This window comes from Halomicrobium sp. HM KBTZ05 (assembly GCF_041530035.1).
Classification (GTDB): Archaea; Halobacteriota; Halobacteria; order Halobacteriales; family Haloarculaceae; genus Halomicrobium.
Genome location: NZ_CP168057.1, coordinates 1,901,755 through 1,918,626, shown reverse-complemented (window position 1 = coordinate 1,918,626; position 16,872 = coordinate 1,901,755). Strand labels below are relative to the sequence as shown.

Sequence of the window (16,872 nt, the reverse complement as noted above, 5' to 3'; positions counted from 1 at the left end):
GTTCCCCAATTCTCGTCTCCGAAAATGAGGGTGCATAGCTTATGTGTGAGGGCAGGTAACCCCTGTCCAACGATCGACCACTCATGAGCCTGATGATCGATATCCGGAAGCTGGGGCTGTTCAACAAGATGGCGAAGGAGGGCGGTAACACCGTCGCGAACCACCTGAGCCAGATGACCGGGATGGAGACGGAGATGGAGATCACCAAGATCAACTTCATCGACATCCCCGACATCAAGACCCACATCGGCGACGAGCGCCAGATCGGGATCTCGATCCGGATGCTCGAACCCCCACACGGCTACATTCTCTTCCTGTTCAACGCGGAGAACGCGAAGAAGCTGGCCAGCGGGATGATCGGCGACATGGGCGAGACCAGCGACGCCACCGACGGCTTCACCGACATGGAACGGTCTGCGATCCAGGAGATCGGCAACATCATGACCAGTGGCTTCATCGACGGCTGGGCGAACGTCCTGGAGACGACCATCGACATCTCGACGCCGAACTTCACCTTCGGCCCCGGTAGCGGGATGGTCGACGAACTCGTCGGCGACCGCGAGACCGACATGGCGCTGATGTTCGACTCCCGCGTTCACGCCCTGGAGTCAGACATCAACGTCAAGGTGTACACCTTCCCGGAACTCGAAGAGCTGGTCGAACTGATGCAGGAGATCGAAGTCTAGGGCGTAAACCTCACTATCGTTTGCCGGTGTTCCACGAGCTATTTGGGAACGCGGCCCGTGATACTGTACATGGATCTCCTAGAAGAGACAGTCGTTCCCGAAGCAGCTCGGGACATCAAGCAGGAAGCCCGCGAGTTCGCAGCCGAACACATCGAACCGAACGCCGCAGAGTACTACGAGCGCGGCGAGTACCCGGTCGACATCCTGGAGCAGGGGATGGAGGCCGGGCTGGTCGCACAGGACATCGGCGAGGAGTACGGCGGGCGCGGGCTCTCCCTCCAGCAGGTCCTCGCGATGGCCGAGGAGTTCTACAAGGCCGACGCCGGCATCGCCCTGACCCTGCAGCTCGCGAGCTTCGGCGCGGAGATGCTCGAAGACCACGGCAACGAGGAACAGAAAGAGGAGTACCTCCGTCCGGTCGCGGAGAACGAACAGCTCACCGGCCTGGCCGTCTCGGAGCCCGAGACCGGGAGCGACATGGCCGGGATGCAGACGACGGCGGAGAAAGACGGCGACGAGTACGTCCTCAACGGCGAGAAGTACTGGATCGGCAACGGCGTCGAAGCCGACTGGGTCACCGTCTACGCGAAGACCGGCGACGACCCCAACAACCGCTACGGCAACTACTCGCTGTTTATCGTCCCGACCGACACCGACGGCTACGACGCCGAGCACATCCCGGAGAAGATGGGCTTCCGTGCGTCCAAACAGGCCCACATCGTCTTCGACGACTGCCGAGTTCCCGAGGAGAACGTCATCGGCCACGAGGGCGCTGGCTTCTACATGCTCGCGGAGTTCTTCAACCACGGGCGCGTGATCGTCGCCGGCCACGGCCTCGGGCTGGCCGCGGCCGCCATCGAGGAGGGGTGGGACTTTGTCCACGACCGCGAGGCCTTCGGCAAGTCCGTCGACGAGTTCCAGGCGGTTCAGCACAAGCTCGCAGACATGCGCATGGAGTTCGAGTCCGCCCGAGCGCTCACGTGGCGCGCGGCCGACAAGGTGGCTAACCAGGAGAACGCGGGATTCTGGGCGGCCATGGCCAAGACGAAGGCGACCGAAGTGTCGACCCAGTGTGCCGAGAAGGGGATGCAGCTCCACGGCGGCCGTTCGGTCCTGACCGAGAACCGGATCTCTCGTGTCTACCGCGACGTGCGCATCCCGGTCATCTACGAGGGCGCGAACGACATCCAGCGCAACCTCATCTACAGCCAGACGCCCCAGTAGCGCGTCGCGTTTTCGAGCCCCAGTTTTCGTTTTTCGGCCGTCCGCTCACTGCTCGACGTAACCGTACGTCGAGCGCAGGTGTTCGAGGATCCAGTCGACGGTGTCCGCGTCGTACGTCCAGAAGCCGTAGAACTCTCGCGGAGCCCGTTCCTCTGCCAGCAGCGCGCACTTCTGGCCGTCGTCGCCACCGCCGTCGAAGACGACGAACCACGATTCTTCGATCTCGGTCGCACGCTCGATGTGGAGCGTGAAGTTGTCGGTCTCGGGGGGCTCCTCGTCGGGTGCGGCGTAGGCGTGTACGTCTACCGCGCCGTCGCCCAGTTGCTCGTACCTGTCGAGTTCCCCGGCCAGCGTCGATACCGTCTGGAAGCCAGCGTGTAGCGAGCCACGACCGACGCGGAACGCACGGTCTTCGATCTCTCTGGTCGCGGCCATCATCTGTCCGATGCTCCAGGACGTGAACATCGTCTCGTCGAGTTCGTCGAGGATCGGACGGTACGGGCTCTGCTCGACGCCGATGGGCCGGTCGTTTCGGGCGAGTCGATCGGTGAACTGTTCGAGGCTGGCCGCCGCGATCACCCCGTCCTCGTCACTGAGAGTGACGAACTCTCCCGGCCGTCCACTGACCGTCTCCTCGGCCGTGACGGCGACGTTTCGGTCGGAAAACTGCTTTCGAAGATCGGCGGCCGCGTCATCTCCGGCGTTGAACACGATGAGTCGTTTCTCGTGGTCTTCGACCCCGGCGATGAGTTCCGAAAGCGACATTGAGTCTATGGTTGTAACGGTCCGGGTCGGCTTAGGGGTTGTGCCTCGTCTCCGTCTGCCCGTTGTTCATGGTATTCCGTGTGCTAGCCGACCACTTGACATGTCGAAAACGGCCATTTGAGTGGTATCTGCGTGACGTTCATGATTAATGGGGTGCGACGTAGTGGAAAATCTTTAGTCACGGCCCTCCAACGGTGGATATACGGCTTCCCAACTGGGGCCGATGATTTCAAATGACAGATAACGAACTAATCTGGCGAATCGCTGGCGGTTCCGGTGACGGGATCGACTCGACGAGCCAAAACTTCGCAAAGGCCCTGATGCGCTCGGGACTTGACGTTTTTACGCATCGTCACTATCCCTCGCGCATCCGGGGCGGCCACACGTTCGTAGAGGTACGCGCGAGCGACGAAGACGTACGCTCGCGTGGTGACGGCTACAACTTCCTCCTCGCCCTCGGTGACTCCTTCGCACGGAACCCACAGGACGAAGCCTACTACGGCGACGAGGAAGTCAAGCCGCTCTCGGAGAATCTCCACGATCTCCGAGAGGGCGGCGTCATCGTCTACGACGAGGGACTCCTCGACGAGGACGCCATCGCCGAGTTGAACCTCGAAGCGCGTGCCGAGGAGAACGACTGGCACGTCTACCCGATGAACCTCCGCGAGATGGCCCGCGAACACGGTCGCGAGGTCATGCGCAACACCGCTGGCGTCGCCGTCACGGCGGCGCTGCTGGGTACGGACCCGGCCTTCTTCGAGGAGCTCATGCGAGAGAACATGTCGGGCGACATCCTCGAAGACAACCTCTCGGTGCTCGAAGACGCCTACGAGCGAGCCGAGGAACTCGAACACACCCACGACCTCACCATGCCGGAAGCGGCGGACCACGACGACGAGCAGGTCCTCCTCTCTGGGTCGAACGCCATCGCCTACGGTGCGCTCGACGAGGGCTGTCGCTTCATCGCGGGCTACCCCATGACGCCGTGGACCGACGTGTTCACGATCATGTCCCAGCACCTGCCGAAGTTCGGCGGGATCTCCGAGCAGGTCGAAGACGAGATCGCCGCGGCGGCGCTGGCACTCGGTGCCAGCCACGCTGGCGTCAAGTCGATGTCCGGCTCTTCCGGTGGTGGGTTCGCCCTCATGAGCGAGCCGCTGGGCCTCGCCGAGATGACCGAGACGCCGGTCGTGCTCGTCGAAGCGATGCGCGCCGGCCCCTCGACCGGGATGCCGACCAAGCCCGAGCAGGCCGACCTCGAACACGTCCTGTACACGAGTCAGGGCGACTCGGCTCGCGTCGTCTTCGCACCCGCAAACATCCGGGAGTGCTACGACCAGACGCGAGCGGCCTTCCGGATCGCCTACGAGTACCAGATCCCGTCGATCGTGATCTACGACCAGAAGCTCCAGGGCGAGCTTCGCAACGTCGACGAGAGCTTCTTCGACCGCGAGCCAAACGCCGACCCCGGTTCCGTGCTCACCGAAGAGGAGATCGCCGACGCGGCCCACCACGCTTCGGGCAAGTTCCAGCGCTTCCAGCACGAACCGGAGGACGGCTCCAACGTGAGCCCGCGCTCGGTTCCCGGCCAGAAAGACGGCCGCTACCTCGCGACCGGCAACGAACACAATCCGTCGGGCCACATCAGCGAGGACCCCGACAACCGGATCGCACAGATGAACCGTCGGCTGGACAAGCTCGACGACATCCGTGCTGACCTGGACGAGAACACGTCCCACCAGACCTACCACGGTCCGGAGGACGCCGACTACGGCATCCTCGTGTGGGGCAGCCACCAGGACACCGTCTTCGAGGCCGTCGACCGTCTCAACGACGACGGCCACTCGGTGAAGGCACTCGGCGTCTCCGATATGGCTCCCTACCCCGTCGAAGAGGTCTCGGCGTGGCTCGAATCCGTCGACGAGGCACTCGTCGTCGAGATGAACGCCAGCGCACAGTTCCGCGGCCTCACGCAGAAAGAGATCGGCCGCTTCGGTCCGAAGCTCTCCAGTCTGCTGAAGTACAACGGGAACCCGTTCGAACCGGCAGAGATCGTCGAGGGCTTCGAGACCAGCATCAACGGCGAGGATCTCGCCGCGAGCAACATGAAGTACCTCCCAGCGGCAGGTGACTAAGCTATGAGTGCATTCTCAGCAATCGGCGACGAACGCGAGGTTGACCGCGACGAGTTTACGCCCGGCATCGAACCACAGGCGACGTGGTGTCCCGGCTGTGGCGACTTCGGCGTCCTGAAGGCGCTCAAGCAGGCCATGCCGGAAGTCGGCCGCAACCCCGACGAGGTCGCGCTGTTTACCGGTATCGGCTGTTCGGGCAAGCTCAACAGCTACTTCAACAGCTACGGCTTCCACACCATCCACGGGCGCTCGCTGCCCGTCGCACGTGCGGCGAAGCTCGCGAACCCCGACGTCGAGGTCATCGCGGCCGGCGGTGACGGCGACGGCTACGGGATCGGCGGGAACCACTTCATGCACACCGCCCGCGAGAACCACGATATGACGTATATCGTGTTCAACAACGAGATCTTCGGCCTCACCAAGGGCCAGACATCGCCGACCTCCCCGAAGGGCCACAAGTCAAAGACCCAGCCCTCGGGCTCGGCGAAGTCCCCGATCCGCCCGCTCAGCCTCGCGCTGACCTCCGGTGCAACCTATGTCGCCCGGACCGCGGCGGTCAACCCCAACCAGGCAAAGGAGATCATCGCGGAAGCGATCGAACACGACGGCTTCGCACACATCGACTTCCTCACCCAGTGTCCGACCTGGAACAAGGACGCGAAGCACTACGTCCCGTACACGGACATCCAGCAGTCCGACGACTACGACTTCGACACCTCGAACCGCGAGGAAGCCCAGAAGATGATGTTCGAGACGGAGAACAAACTCTACGAGGGCGAAGTCCTGACCGGACGCTACTACGTCGACGACGAGAGTCCGTCCTACCAGGAGGAGAAGCAGGCCACCGGTGAGATGCCCGAAGAACCGCTCGCAGAGCGGTACTTCGACGAGGACTACGAGTGGGAGCGCACTGCCGACTCCCTGCTCGACCACCACAAGTAACGCCGCTCGGCGGGACTGCATCCTCGTTTGTGGATTCGGAAGGTATTTTTTCGTCCGTAGCAAAGAAACGTCTATGAGCGTCGATTCTACGGAGCGCCGCATTCTCTCTGTCCTGGAGGACGATGCACAGGCATCGTACGCGGAGATCGCCGAACGGGCGGACGTTTCGAAACCGACCGTTCGCAAGTACATCAACAAACTCGAAGACGAGGGCGTCATCGTCGGCTACTCCGCCGACGTGAACCCCAAGAAGCTGTCGAGCCAGTCGATCGCACTGGTCGGGATGGACGTCGCGAGCGACTGCTACGTCGAGGTGACTCGCGCACTCTCTGCGATCGACGCCGTCGAGTCGCTGTACACCTCCAGTGGCGACCACATGCTCATGGCGGAAGTGCGGGCCGCCGACGGTGGCGAAGTCGGCGAGATCATCGAAGACGAGATCCTCTCGACGGAGGGTGTCACGGCGGCACACCCCTCCTTTCTCCAGGAGCGGCTCAAGTAAGTGGTTTTTAGACGCTCCATCGCTCACTCTCGCGTATGACTTCTCGCCTGGTGTTGGGGGCGGGGCCGCTCGTCCGGTCACTGCTCGACGAACTCGCAGCTGGCCGTGGCGAGGTGACGGTCCTCACCGAGGACGAACACCGGGTCGACACGCTCCGTACGGACGCGGTCTCGGTGCAGTTGGCGGATCCGGCCGACCGCTCGGTGCTGTCGTCGCTGGGCTGGACGCCGGAGACGGTGTTCGTCGCCGTCGGCGACGCCAAACGCAACGCGGCCGTCGCGCAGGCGGTGCGATCCGTCTTCCCGTCGGCGATGCTCGTCGCCTACAGCGGGCTGGAGACCGATCCGGCGGTCGACGAGGCCCTCGAACGCGCCGCCGACCGGGTCGTCGATCCCGGTGCGGCGATCACCGACCACCTCATGGAACGCGTCGGCGAGGCCGGTCTGCGGACCCGACAGCTCCAGCGCGTGTTGCGCGACGTGGACGGCACGCTGGCGGTCGTCATGCACGACAACCCGGACCCCGACGCCATCGCGAGCGGGGTCGCGCTGTCGCGGCTGGCACAGGCCGTCGGCTGTGAGACGGAACTGTGTTACTACGGCGAGATCACCCACCAGGAGAACAGGGCGTTCGTGAATCTGCTGGAGTTCGATCTCCAGACCCTCGACGCCGACGCGGATCTCGACGCGTACGACGGCTTCGCGCTGGTCGATCACTCCCGTCCCGGGGTCAACGACCAGCTCCCGCCCGAGACGCCCATCGACATCGTCGTCGATCACCACCCGCCGCGTGCGCCCGTCGAGGCGCGATTCGTCGACCTCCGGAGCGACGTGGGTGCCACCAGTACGCTGCTCGCCGACTATCTCCGCCGATTCGACTCGCTCGTCGAAGAGGCGGTCGCGACGGGACTCCTCTTTGGCATCAGCGTCGACACGCGCGAGTTTCGACGCGAGGTGTCGGTCGACGACTTCGAGGCCGCGGCCTACCTGCTGCCACACGCCGACCTCGACATCCTTCAGCGTATCGAGGACCCGAGCATGAGCGCCGACACGCTCGATACGATCGGACACGCGATCGCGAACCGCCAGCGGGAGGGATCGGTGCTGCTGAGCTGCGTTGGCGAGCTCCCGGATCGGGACGCACTCGCACAGGCCGCCGACCGACTGCTCGATCTTCAGGGGATCAACTCGACGCTGGTCTACGGCGTCAAGGACGGTACGATATACGCGTCGGCGCGCGCTCGCGGCACCGAGATCGACCTCGGCGAAGTGCTCCGCGAGGCGTTCGGCCAGATCGGTAGTGCGGGGGGCCACGCTGACATGGCCGGTGCACAGATCACGCTGGGCGTCCTCGAATCCATCGAGGACCGGGACGAGTCGCTCCACGAGGTCGTCCGTGCCGTCGTCGACGACCGGTTCCTCGACGCGGTCCAGGCCCGTCCCAACCACCTCCTGAGCCCGGTGTACACCGCGTCGCGCTACGGGGCCACCGACGAGTATCTCGACAGCGAGGACGGCGAGGAGTGACGGACCGTCGGGGCCTTTTTCTCCCGTGGTCTCGTCCCCGAACTCATGGAAGCGGACGGCGAACCACGCGTCCGGGAGTACATGACCAGCGACGTGGCCACGGTCTCGCCCGACGACACGGTCGAAGCGGTCGCCCGTCGAATCGCCGAGAGCGACGAGTACAGCGGTTTTCCGGTGTGTGAAGGGCGTCGTGTCGAGGGCTTCGTCAGCGCCCGAGACCTGTTGCTGGCCGAGGACCACGAGCCGATGTTTCGCGTGATGAGCGACGACATCCTCGTCGCCCACCCGGAGATGGGCGTTCAGGACGCGGGACGGGTCATCCTCCGGTCTGGCATCCAGAAGCTCCCGGTCGTCGACGACGCGGGCCACCTCGTCGGCATCATCTCGAACGCTGACGTGATTCGTTCGCACATCGAGCGCGCGACGCCGAACAAGGTCGACAAGCTCACCCGGACCCTGGAGTCGATCCACGACGTGTCCGCGCGGGACGAACGGCGCGAGGTCGTCATCGACGAGCTGGTACCGACACAGGGGACCGTCTACGCGGACGAACTGGAGGGACGGACCTACGAACTCAAACGCGGACTCGCCGAGCCGCTCGTGGTCATCGACAACGGGGGGCTTCAGCCGCCCGATCAGGCGACCGTCACCGAGTTCGCCGACGGCGAGGGCTCGGAGCAGACCCGTGAGCTGTTGCTTGCCGACGGCCACCACCGCGTGAAAGCGGCCGAACAGCTGGGAATCGAAGAGATGGACGCCTACGTGATCGTGCTGGACGACCCGGTCGACCTCGGGATGGCACGCACCGCCGACGACGCGGACCTCACTTCGATCAGCGACATCGAGGTGGTCGACTACGCGCGCCACCCCCTCGTCGAGACGACCGAACGCCTCCAGGGCGAAGACGAGTAGGACCCCCCTCGGCGCGTACAAAACTTATTGTCACACGAAGTCAACGAATACAGTATGTACGACGAGGCCGACCTGGCAGCCATCCGGGAGGCGAAAGCCGACTGGGAGGCCGAGACGCTCGATCCGGTACTGGACGCCTACGGCGAGCGAGCCGAGCGGTTCGCCACCGTCTCGAATCGCGCGGTCGACAGGCTGTACACGCCGGCCGACGTTGCCGACCTCGACTACGAGCGTGATCTCGGGTTCCCCGGCGAAGAGCCCTACACCCGCGGCGTCTATCCGACGATGTACCGTGGCCGCCAGTGGACGATGCGCCAGTTCGCCGGCTTCGGCACGGCTCGGGAGACCAACGAGCGATTTCAGTACCTGATCGACGAGGGCCAGACGGGACTCTCGACGGCCTTCGACATGCCCACGCTGATGGGGATCGACTCGGACGACCGCATGGCCGAGGGCGAGGTCGGCAAGGAGGGCGTCGCCGTCGACACGCTCCGGGACGTGGAGATCCTCTTCGACGGGATCGACCTCGCCGAGATCTCGACGAGTTTCACCATCAACCCCAGCGCGCCCGTCATCTACGCGATGTACGTCGCGCTCGCGGACCGCCGCGGCGTCGACCGCACGGAGCTTCGGGGCACTCTCCAGAACGACATGTTCAAGGAGTTCATCGCACAGAAAGAGTGGGTCGTTCCCCCGGAGCCGTCGCTGCGGCTCGTGACCGACGTGATCGAGTTCGCCACCGAGGAGACGCCGTCGTTCAAGCCGGTCTCGGTCTCGGGCTATCACATCCGCGAGGCCGGATCGACCGCCACGCAGGAACTGGCCTTCACGCTCGCCGACGGCTTCGCCTACGTCGAGGACTGTCTCGATCGAGGCCTGGACGTGGACACGTTCGCCCCGCAACTGTCCTTCTTCTTCAACGCGCACAACTCGATCTTCGAGGAGGTCGCGAAGTTCCGGGCCGCACGGCGGATCTACGCGCGGGTCATGGACGAGTGGTACGACGCGAGCGAGCCGGCCGCCAAGCAACTGAAGTTCCACACCCAGACCGCCGGCCAGTCACTGACCGCCCAGCAGCCGCTGAACAACGTCGTCAGAGTGACCATCCAGGCGCTGGCCGGCGTCCTCGGCGGGACCCAGAGCCTGCACACGAACAGCTTCGACGAGGCACTCGCTCTGCCCAGCGAGAAGGCGGTTCGGGTGGCCCTGCGAACCCAGCAGATCATCGCAGAGGAGTCCGGTGCGGCCGATATCGTGGACCCGCTGGGTGGGAGCTTCGCCGTCGAGACGCTGACAGACGAGATCGAGGCCGACGCGATGGCGTACATCGAACACGTCAGGGACGAACTGGGCGACGGCTCCATGCGAGCGGGCGTCCTCGCGGGGATCGAAGACGGCTACTTCCAGCGGGAGATACAGGACGCCGCCTACGAGTACCAGGAACGCGTCGAGGACGGCGAGGAGACCGTCGTCGGCGTCAACGCCTACGCGGTCGAGGAAGAGACCGAGCCCGACCTCCTGCAGGTCGAAGACCGCGTGCAAGAACAGCAACGCGAGCGCCTCGCAGACGTACGGGCCGAACGCGACGACGAGGCCGTGACGGCGGCACTCGCCGGTGTCAGAGAGGCGGCCGTCGGCGGCGAGAACGTGATGCCCGCGATCGTCGAGGCCGTCAAAGTCGAGGCGACGATGGGCGAGATCATGGGCGTCTTCGAGGACGAGTACGGGAGCTACCGGGAGACGATCGGGGCTGCGTGACGCGGTCGACTGCCACCCGGAAAACTCATTCGTTGCCGATAGGTCGTCGGTGACATGAAGTCCGCTGGCGCACTCGCGACCGGTATCGACACCCTCCGCCGACAGCCCCAGATCGTCGCGATCCTCTTCGCGTTCTCGCTGCTGAGCACCGGCCTCTCTGCTGCCCAGTTCGTCAACCCACTGCTCGCGTATCCCGCGACCGGCGTCGTCTATCTCCTACTGCCCTTCCTCGTCGGCGGGCTCGTCGCCTACGTGGCGGCGTCGATGACGGAGACCCCGTCGTTCGGTCAGTTCTTCGCGGCTGGCCGGGACCACTACGTCGGCCTCCTCCTGGGCGGACTCCTCCTCGGTGTCGTCACGCTCGTTCTCTACGTTCTCGTCGCGATCGTCTTCTTCGTGGCAGTGGTTCTGGTGTTCGGGTTCGCGCTCAACACCGGGCTGGGGACCGCGACGCTTCTGGTGGTCGCGCTCCTCTCGCTGGTCGGTTTCCTCGTCGTCCTGGTCCCGTGGTTCCTCTCGCAGTTTTTCCCCGCCGCGATGGTGCTCGACGGCGACGGAGTGGCCGACTCGTTCCGCCGGAGCCTCTCGCTCGTTCGCTCGAACGTCGTCTCGGTGCTCGGTTTCGACCTGCTGGCGTTCGTGATCGGTCTGTTCGCACAGCTCCCGACGGCGTTCCTGTTCTACACCAGCTTCGACTCGATGGCGATGGACGCCGGGTCCAACACCGGGATGGTCTCGATCTTCGACTACATGTCGACCACCGAGGCCGGGCTCTTTCTCGGTTCGAGTCTCGTGATCAGCACGACCGTCGGCTCGGTCATGTACACGTACTACGTCGCCTACTACCGTGAGATCGGCGACGCGTCGGCGGCGGCGACCGCCACGACCAAGCTGTAACGGCACTCGACACTCTCGTCTTTGCTCTCCAGTGACCGTTCGCCTCCACTGGACCGACACCGGCTTTTGACCGAAGATACCGTCGGTTGTGCCGCAGGTGTTTCAGAGTGGTAAGGTGAATGGCTTCGCGGTCCCTGCCTGCCATTCGTTTGTCTCTGGGAAACGAGATGCCAGTATCTATACAGATCATGTCGCTTGGAATAACTTAATACGGTTCCACTGTGAGCACCAGCATGAGGTATATTTAATCATGCCAGATGAGGGACCCGAACTCGAGGCACGCCTGACGGAGCAAGAGTACTTCCGTCCGCCGACCGACTTCGTCGGCCAGGCCAACGTCACCGATCCGGAGATCCACGAACGGTTCGACGAGAACTACCCGGAGGCGTTCGAGGAGTACGCCGAACTCCTCGACTGGGACGAACACTGGGACGAGGTGCTCGACGACTCCAATCCGCCGTTCTACGAGTGGTTCACCGGTGGGAAGCTCAACGCGTCACACAACTGTATCGACCGCCATCTCGACGAGCGCAAGAACCAGGCGGCGATCATCTGGGAGGGGACCGACGCCGACGAGAGCGAGACGATCACCTATCAGGACCTGTACAACCGGGTCAACGCGATGGCCGCCTCGCTGCAGGACGTGGGCGTCCGCGAGGACGACGTGGTCACCTGTCATCTCCCGATGCTCCCCGCGCTGCCGGTGACGATGCTCGCCTGTGCCCGCATCGGCGCACCACACTCGGAGGTGTTCGCCGGCTTCTCGGCCCAGGCGCTGGCCGACCGGATCGACTCCGCCGACAGCGACGTGGTCGTCACCTGTGACGGCTACTACCGACGCGGCGAGTTCCTCAACCACAAGGAAAAGTGCGACGAGGCGCTGGACGCCGCCGAGTCCGACGTGGACACCGTCCTGCTGTGGACGCGCGAAGACGAACTCCACCCCGACGTCGAGATCGGCGAGGACGACCCGTACGTGCTTGTCGACGACCTGCTTGCCGACAACGAGCGAGCGCGCGTCGACCCGGTCTCGCGTGACGCCGAAGATCCGCTCTTCCTGATGTACACCTCCGGGACGACGGGCCAGCCGAAGGGCTGTCAGCACCGCACCGGCGGCTATCTCTCCTACGTGACGGCCACCTCGAAGAACGTCCTCGACATCAAACCCGAGGACACCTACTGGTGTGCCGCCGACATCGGCTGGATCACGGGCCACAGCTACATCGTCTACGGACCCCTCTCGCTGGGGACCACCAGCGTGATGTACGAGGACACGCCCGACCATCCCCATAAGGGCCGCATCTGGGAGATTGCCGAGCGCTACGACGTGGACATCTTCCACACCTCGCCGACCGCCGTCCGGATGTTCATGAAGTGGGGCGAAGAGTACGTCCAGGACTACGACTTCGACTTCCGGCACATGACGACGGTCGGCGAACCGATCCAGCCGGAAGCGTGGCTGTGGTACTACAAGTACATCGGCGGCGAGGACGCGGCCATCGTCGACACCTGGTGGCAGACCGAGACCGGCGGCCACCTGATCACGAACCTGCCCGCGCTCGACGACATGAAGCCCGGCTCCGCCGGCAAGGCGGTCCCCGGGATCCAGCCGGCCATCTACGACGACAACGGCGATCCCATCGAACCCGCGTCGGGGCGTGCCGGCAACCTCGTCATCGAGAAACCGTGGCCCGGTATGCTCCAGACGGTGTACGGCAACGACGAGCGCTTCATCGAGGAGTACTGGCAGGACTTCTCTGACACCGACTCCGACGATCCCGAGGACTGGGTGTACAAAGCCGGCGACGGCGCGGTCCACGGACAGGACGGCTACTATCGGGTCCTCGGCCGCCTCGACGACGTGATGAACGTCGCGGGCCACCGTCTCGGAACGATGGAGCTGGAGTCGGCCGTCGCCGAGGTCGAGGACGTGGCCGAGGCTGCCGTCGCCTCCCGCGAGGACGCCGAGAAGGGAGAGGTACCGGACGTGTACGTCGTCCTCCGAGACGGCGTCGAACCGAGCGAAGCGGTCCGTGACCGGATCGTCTCGGCCGTCGAAGACGAGATCGGGAAGTTCGCCCGCCCGGCCAACGTCATCTTCTGTGGCGACTTGCCAAAGACTCGCTCCGGGAAGATCATGCGCCGGATCCTCGAAAACATCTCCAACGGCGAGGAACTCGGTAACACGACGACGCTGCGTGACCCGAGTGTCCCCGAGGAGATTCGCGACCAGGTCCAGGGCGACTGATCGCCCGACCGCCTACTCGTTTCTGGCGTCGTCGTCGAAGTTGTTCGCGACGTACACCACCAGCGCCAGCAATACGCCCAGCCCGGTCCCGATCGTCACCATCCCGAAGACGGCGACGCCGACCGGCGTCGGCGGCAGCGCGACGACGCCGAACAGCTCCGGTTCGAGCGTCTCGTCGGTCGCCCAGGCGAGTACGTACCCCATCACGCCGGTCAGCGCCACGATGATCAGGTAGAGTCTGACGACGAGTCGATCGCCACGCAGCGTGCCACTCACGCTTGCCTCTCGGGAGCGAGTCGATTAGCCTTTTTCGCTCCAGTGCCAAGGGCCGCTATGGCCGAAAAAGACCTCCTCTTTCTCGTGCTCGCCGGGATCGCGTCGCTGATGTTCGTCACCGGGATCATTCTCATCTCGGGCGGCGTGTAGACGACCGGCGAATCGAAAAGACGACCGCTCGAACTACCGTTCGTCCGACTGCTCGCTGGGCTGTCCGCCGTCGGCCATCACGGCCTCGTCTTCCTCGCCGCCGTCGGCGAGAGCGGTCTCACGCTGTTCTTTGAACCAGCTGAACTCGTTGCCCAGCATATCGTTCTCTTCGAGGTTCCACGGGTCGTGGCTCTGGACGCGGCGACCTTCGAGCCAGGAGGTCACGACGTTCCAGACGAACAGCAGCTGTCCGACCAGCAGGATGAACGCGCCCACGGTCGCCAGCTGGTGGAACGTCGTCACCTGTGCGAGCGGCGCGAAGGCACCGTCGAAGTTGTAGGTCGCGTAGCGCCGTGGCATGCCGAGGTAGCCAAGCGCCAGCATCGCGAAGAAGGTGACGTTCGTGCCGATCATCGAGAGCCAGAAGTGTGCTTTCCCGAGGGTGCGCTGGTACATCCGCCCGGAGACGATCGGGAACCAGTAGTAGATGCCGGCGAAGACGGCGAAGCCGATCGCACCCATCACGATGTAGTGGAAGTGACCGACCACGTAGTAGGTGTCGTGGAGCACGAGGTCGACGGGGATCGACGCCAGGAAGACGCCGGTGACACCGCCGATGATGAAGTTCGAGACGAAGCCGATACAGAACAGCATCGGCGTCGTCAGGCGAAGCTGGCCGTTCCACATCGTCGTGATCCAGTTGAACGTCTTGACGGCGCTGGGGATCGCGATGGCCAACGAGACCGCCATGAACGAGGCACGCAGCCGCGGGTCCATCCCGGTCGAGAACATGTGGTGGGCCCAGACACCGAAAGAGAGCACGCCGATCGCCAGCGTCGAGTAGACGACGAACTTGAAGCCGAACAGCTTCCGGCCCGAGAACTTCGGGAGGATGTAGCTGACCAGTCCCATCGGCGGGAGCACGAGGATGTACACCTCGGGGTGGCCGAAGAACCAGAACAGGTGTTGCCACAGCATCGTCCCGCCGTTGCCGGTGGCGAAGAACGTCGTCGCGAGATTCCGGTCCAGCAGGAGCATGATCATCGCGCTGCCAAGCAGCGGGAAGGCAAAGAGGATCAGCCCCGACTGGGTGAGGACCGTCCAGCTGAAGATGTCGAGGTTGGCCCAGTTCACGCCGTCACCGCGCTCGGTGAAGATGGTCGCGATGAAGTTGATCGCACCCATCGTCGCCGCGACCCCAGAGAGGTGTAGGCCCAGCAACATCAGGTCGACGCCGGGGTTGGCCTGTTCGGCCGACAGCGGCGTGTACATCGTCCAGGCCGTCTGTGCGGGCTCGATCTCGTTGCCCGTCAACGGCGCGGTGAAGAACCCGGCCCAGATCAGGAGTGCGGCCGGCGGGAGCAACCAGAACGCGATCGCGTTGATCCGGGGAAACGCCATGTCGTCGGCCCCGATCAACAGCGGGACGAAGTAGTTCGCGAACGCCGCCAGGATCGGCGTCCCGAACAGGAACAGCATCGTGATCCCGTGGCTCGTCAGGATCGAGTTGTAGTAGCTGTTCCCGACGATGACGCCGCCGGGCAGCGTCAGCTGCACCCGGATCAGCACCGCCATGATGCCACCGACGGCGAAGGCGATCACGGCGTAGACGCCGTAGAGGATCCCGATGTCTTTGTGGTCGACCGTCGTGAGCCACCGCACGAGCCCACCCGGTTTCTCTGCGTGTCCGTGTCCCGTCGCCTCGCCGTACCCCCCGCCGCTCGCGAGGGGTGTGTACGACCGCCAGTCCTCGGCTCGCGCGAGGGCCCCGACGATCACGACGAGGAGAACGGCCATGAGTCCGGTCAGTACTAACTGCTCTCCTGCCATGGGTGTGCCTCAGGTTTGGGGCATAATGAAAGGGTCGGTTCAACTTGAAAGGGCGACCGAACGCATTCGGAGTCGTCCGACGAGTCCGCCGGGGTCGGCACTCGTATCGGCGGCTGTCACCGCCCCAGACAATGCGCCGTTCCGGGCGGCGTCGGTCGTCACAGACGGACCGCTACGGTAGCTATCGAACGTCACTGCACATCCAATCACACGACGACAGTGCGATAAGTATCTCGATCGTCTCGATCGCTACTGTCGGAGTGACGCTACTGACGGGACGAGAACGGAGACGGCGCTATTCTGCGGACTCTTCGGTCTGCTGTTCGGCCCCTTCGATCGCTTTGCCCGTGTAGTACGAGAGAATCGCCAGCCCGACGAACATCGAGCCGACCAGCGCGAACTGCATCGTACTGAACACCGGATCGACGCCGAACGCCGGGACGACGGCGAAGGCCGCGATGAAAAAGAGGAGGATCCCCAGTGGGATCGCGTTGACGGTCAGATCCAGGAGCGTCTCTTTCTCGAAACCGAGCAGTGACATACCTGGTCGTTAGCGAACGGCGACTAATAGCTCTTTGATTTTCTGTCGGTCAGACCGTCGTCTGCTCGGCGACCGAGGCGACGCTCCCGGCCGCCGCGAGGATCACGCCGGCAGCCACGATAGCGACGCTGCGCGAGAGGAGCCCGTCCCGTCCGAAGTTCTCCAGCGTGACCGTCGCCAGTGGGACCTGCCAGACGACGAGTCCGAGTCCGATGACGGCGAGAACGCCACCGAAGCCGAGCAGCGTCGGCCACGGGCGGGACGTGTACCCCGACTCCGTCAGGATGCCGGCGATACTGCCACCGAACAACACCAGTCCGAACACTGCGACGGTAAACAGGCCCAGAAAGACCCCGACCTCCGAGACGACCAGTCCCAGAGCGACGAACAGCGGCCACGGGCTCGCTCGACCGTACTGATCGCTCAATCCCTGCTCCTCGTTCATACGCGCGCTTGCGGGCGAGGAAACATAGTCCCGTC

15 protein-coding genes are annotated in these 16,872 nt (G+C 64.3%); 10 read left to right on the top strand and 5 right to left on the bottom strand.

Translation table 11 applies throughout. The features are described 5' to 3' along the window. Window positions 1–83: 83 nt before the first annotated feature. Together ACAH01_RS10000 and ACAH01_RS09995 are read left to right on the top strand one after the other, a co-directional pair. On the top strand, window positions 84–686 hold the full coding sequence (locus ACAH01_RS10000) for a chemotaxis protein CheC (protein ID WP_170094147.1): 603 nt from the start codon (window positions 84–86) through the stop codon (window positions 684–686). Window positions 687–755: 69 nt separating this feature from the next. Continuing rightward, window positions 756–1,910, top strand: a complete 1,155-nt coding sequence (locus tag ACAH01_RS09995; protein ID WP_372479070.1) for an acyl-CoA dehydrogenase family protein — start codon at window positions 756–758, stop codon at window positions 1,908–1,910. A 45-nt stretch (window positions 1,911–1,955) separates the two neighbouring features. Here the strand turns inward: ACAH01_RS09995 and ACAH01_RS09990 are convergent, their stop codons facing one another. Beyond that, a complete protein-coding gene (locus tag ACAH01_RS09990) occupies window positions 1,956–2,675 on the bottom strand; it encodes a DICT sensory domain-containing protein (RefSeq protein ID WP_372479069.1) in 720 nt (239 codons plus the stop codon). Window positions 2,676–2,908: 233 nt separating this feature from the next. On the opposite strand from ACAH01_RS09990, the gene ACAH01_RS09985 reads away from it, so the two are divergent. The 8 genes from ACAH01_RS09985 (at window position 2,909) to acs (ending at window position 13,595) form a co-directional block, all read left to right on the top strand. Beyond that, window positions 2,909–4,810 (top strand): 2-oxoacid:acceptor oxidoreductase subunit alpha, encoded by a 1,902-nt coding sequence (locus tag ACAH01_RS09985; RefSeq protein ID WP_372479068.1) that lies wholly within the window; start codon window positions 2,909–2,911, stop codon window positions 4,808–4,810. 3 nt (window positions 4,811–4,813) lie between these two features. Further along, complete coding sequence (locus ACAH01_RS09980; protein WP_015763116.1) at window positions 4,814–5,752, top strand: thiamine pyrophosphate-dependent enzyme; 939 nt, start codon at window positions 4,814–4,816, stop codon at window positions 5,750–5,752. A 73-nt stretch (window positions 5,753–5,825) separates the two neighbouring features. After that, window positions 5,826–6,254: an HTH-type transcriptional regulator LrpA1 gene (lrpA1, locus tag ACAH01_RS09975; protein WP_153553435.1), complete on the top strand. Its 429-nt coding sequence runs from the start codon at window positions 5,826–5,828 to the stop codon at window positions 6,252–6,254. Window positions 6,255–6,289: 35 nt separating this feature from the next. Then, entirely contained in the window at window positions 6,290–7,780 is a 1,491-nt protein-coding gene (locus ACAH01_RS09970; RefSeq protein WP_170094152.1) for a DHH family phosphoesterase, read from the top strand. Window positions 7,781–7,825: 45 nt separating this feature from the next. Further along, entirely contained in the window at window positions 7,826–8,692 is an 867-nt protein-coding gene (locus ACAH01_RS09965) for a CBS domain-containing protein (RefSeq protein ID WP_372479067.1), read from the top strand. Between the two features lie 54 nt (window positions 8,693–8,746). Beyond that, window positions 8,747–10,450 carry a methylmalonyl-CoA mutase gene (locus tag ACAH01_RS09960; RefSeq protein ID WP_372479066.1) on the top strand — a complete coding sequence of 568 codons (1,704 nt, stop codon included), beginning with the start codon at window positions 8,747–8,749 and terminating at the stop codon, window positions 10,448–10,450. Between the two features lie 54 nt (window positions 10,451–10,504). Continuing rightward, complete coding sequence (locus ACAH01_RS09955; protein ID WP_372479065.1) at window positions 10,505–11,347, top strand: hypothetical protein; 843 nt, start codon at window positions 10,505–10,507, stop codon at window positions 11,345–11,347. Window positions 11,348–11,597: 250 nt separating this feature from the next. After that, on the top strand, window positions 11,598–13,595 hold the full coding sequence (acs, locus tag ACAH01_RS09950) for an acetate--CoA ligase (protein ID WP_170094156.1): 1,998 nt from the start codon (window positions 11,598–11,600) through the stop codon (window positions 13,593–13,595). A gap of 12 nt (window positions 13,596–13,607) precedes the next feature. On the opposite strand, the gene ACAH01_RS09945 is transcribed toward acs, so the two are convergent. From ACAH01_RS09945 to ACAH01_RS09930, 4 genes are all read right to left on the bottom strand, one after another. Further along, on the bottom strand, window positions 13,608–13,871 hold the full coding sequence (locus ACAH01_RS09945; protein WP_170094157.1) for a cox cluster protein: 264 nt from the start codon (window positions 13,869–13,871) through the stop codon (window positions 13,608–13,610). A 183-nt stretch (window positions 13,872–14,054) separates the two neighbouring features. Further along, window positions 14,055–15,851, bottom strand: coding sequence for a cytochrome c oxidase subunit I (locus tag ACAH01_RS09940; protein ID WP_372479064.1), 1,797 nt, complete (start codon window positions 15,849–15,851; stop codon window positions 14,055–14,057). Window positions 15,852–16,146: 295 nt separating this feature from the next. Beyond that, the gene (locus tag ACAH01_RS09935) at window positions 16,147–16,392 is read right to left on the bottom strand and encodes a DUF6684 family protein (protein ID WP_170094159.1); all 246 of its coding nucleotides are present in this window, start codon (window positions 16,390–16,392) and stop codon (window positions 16,147–16,149) included. 49 nt (window positions 16,393–16,441) lie between these two features. Next, a complete protein-coding gene (locus tag ACAH01_RS09930; RefSeq protein WP_208627912.1) occupies window positions 16,442–16,837 on the bottom strand; it encodes a hypothetical protein in 396 nt (131 codons plus the stop codon). Window positions 16,838–16,872 lie beyond the last annotated feature (35 nt).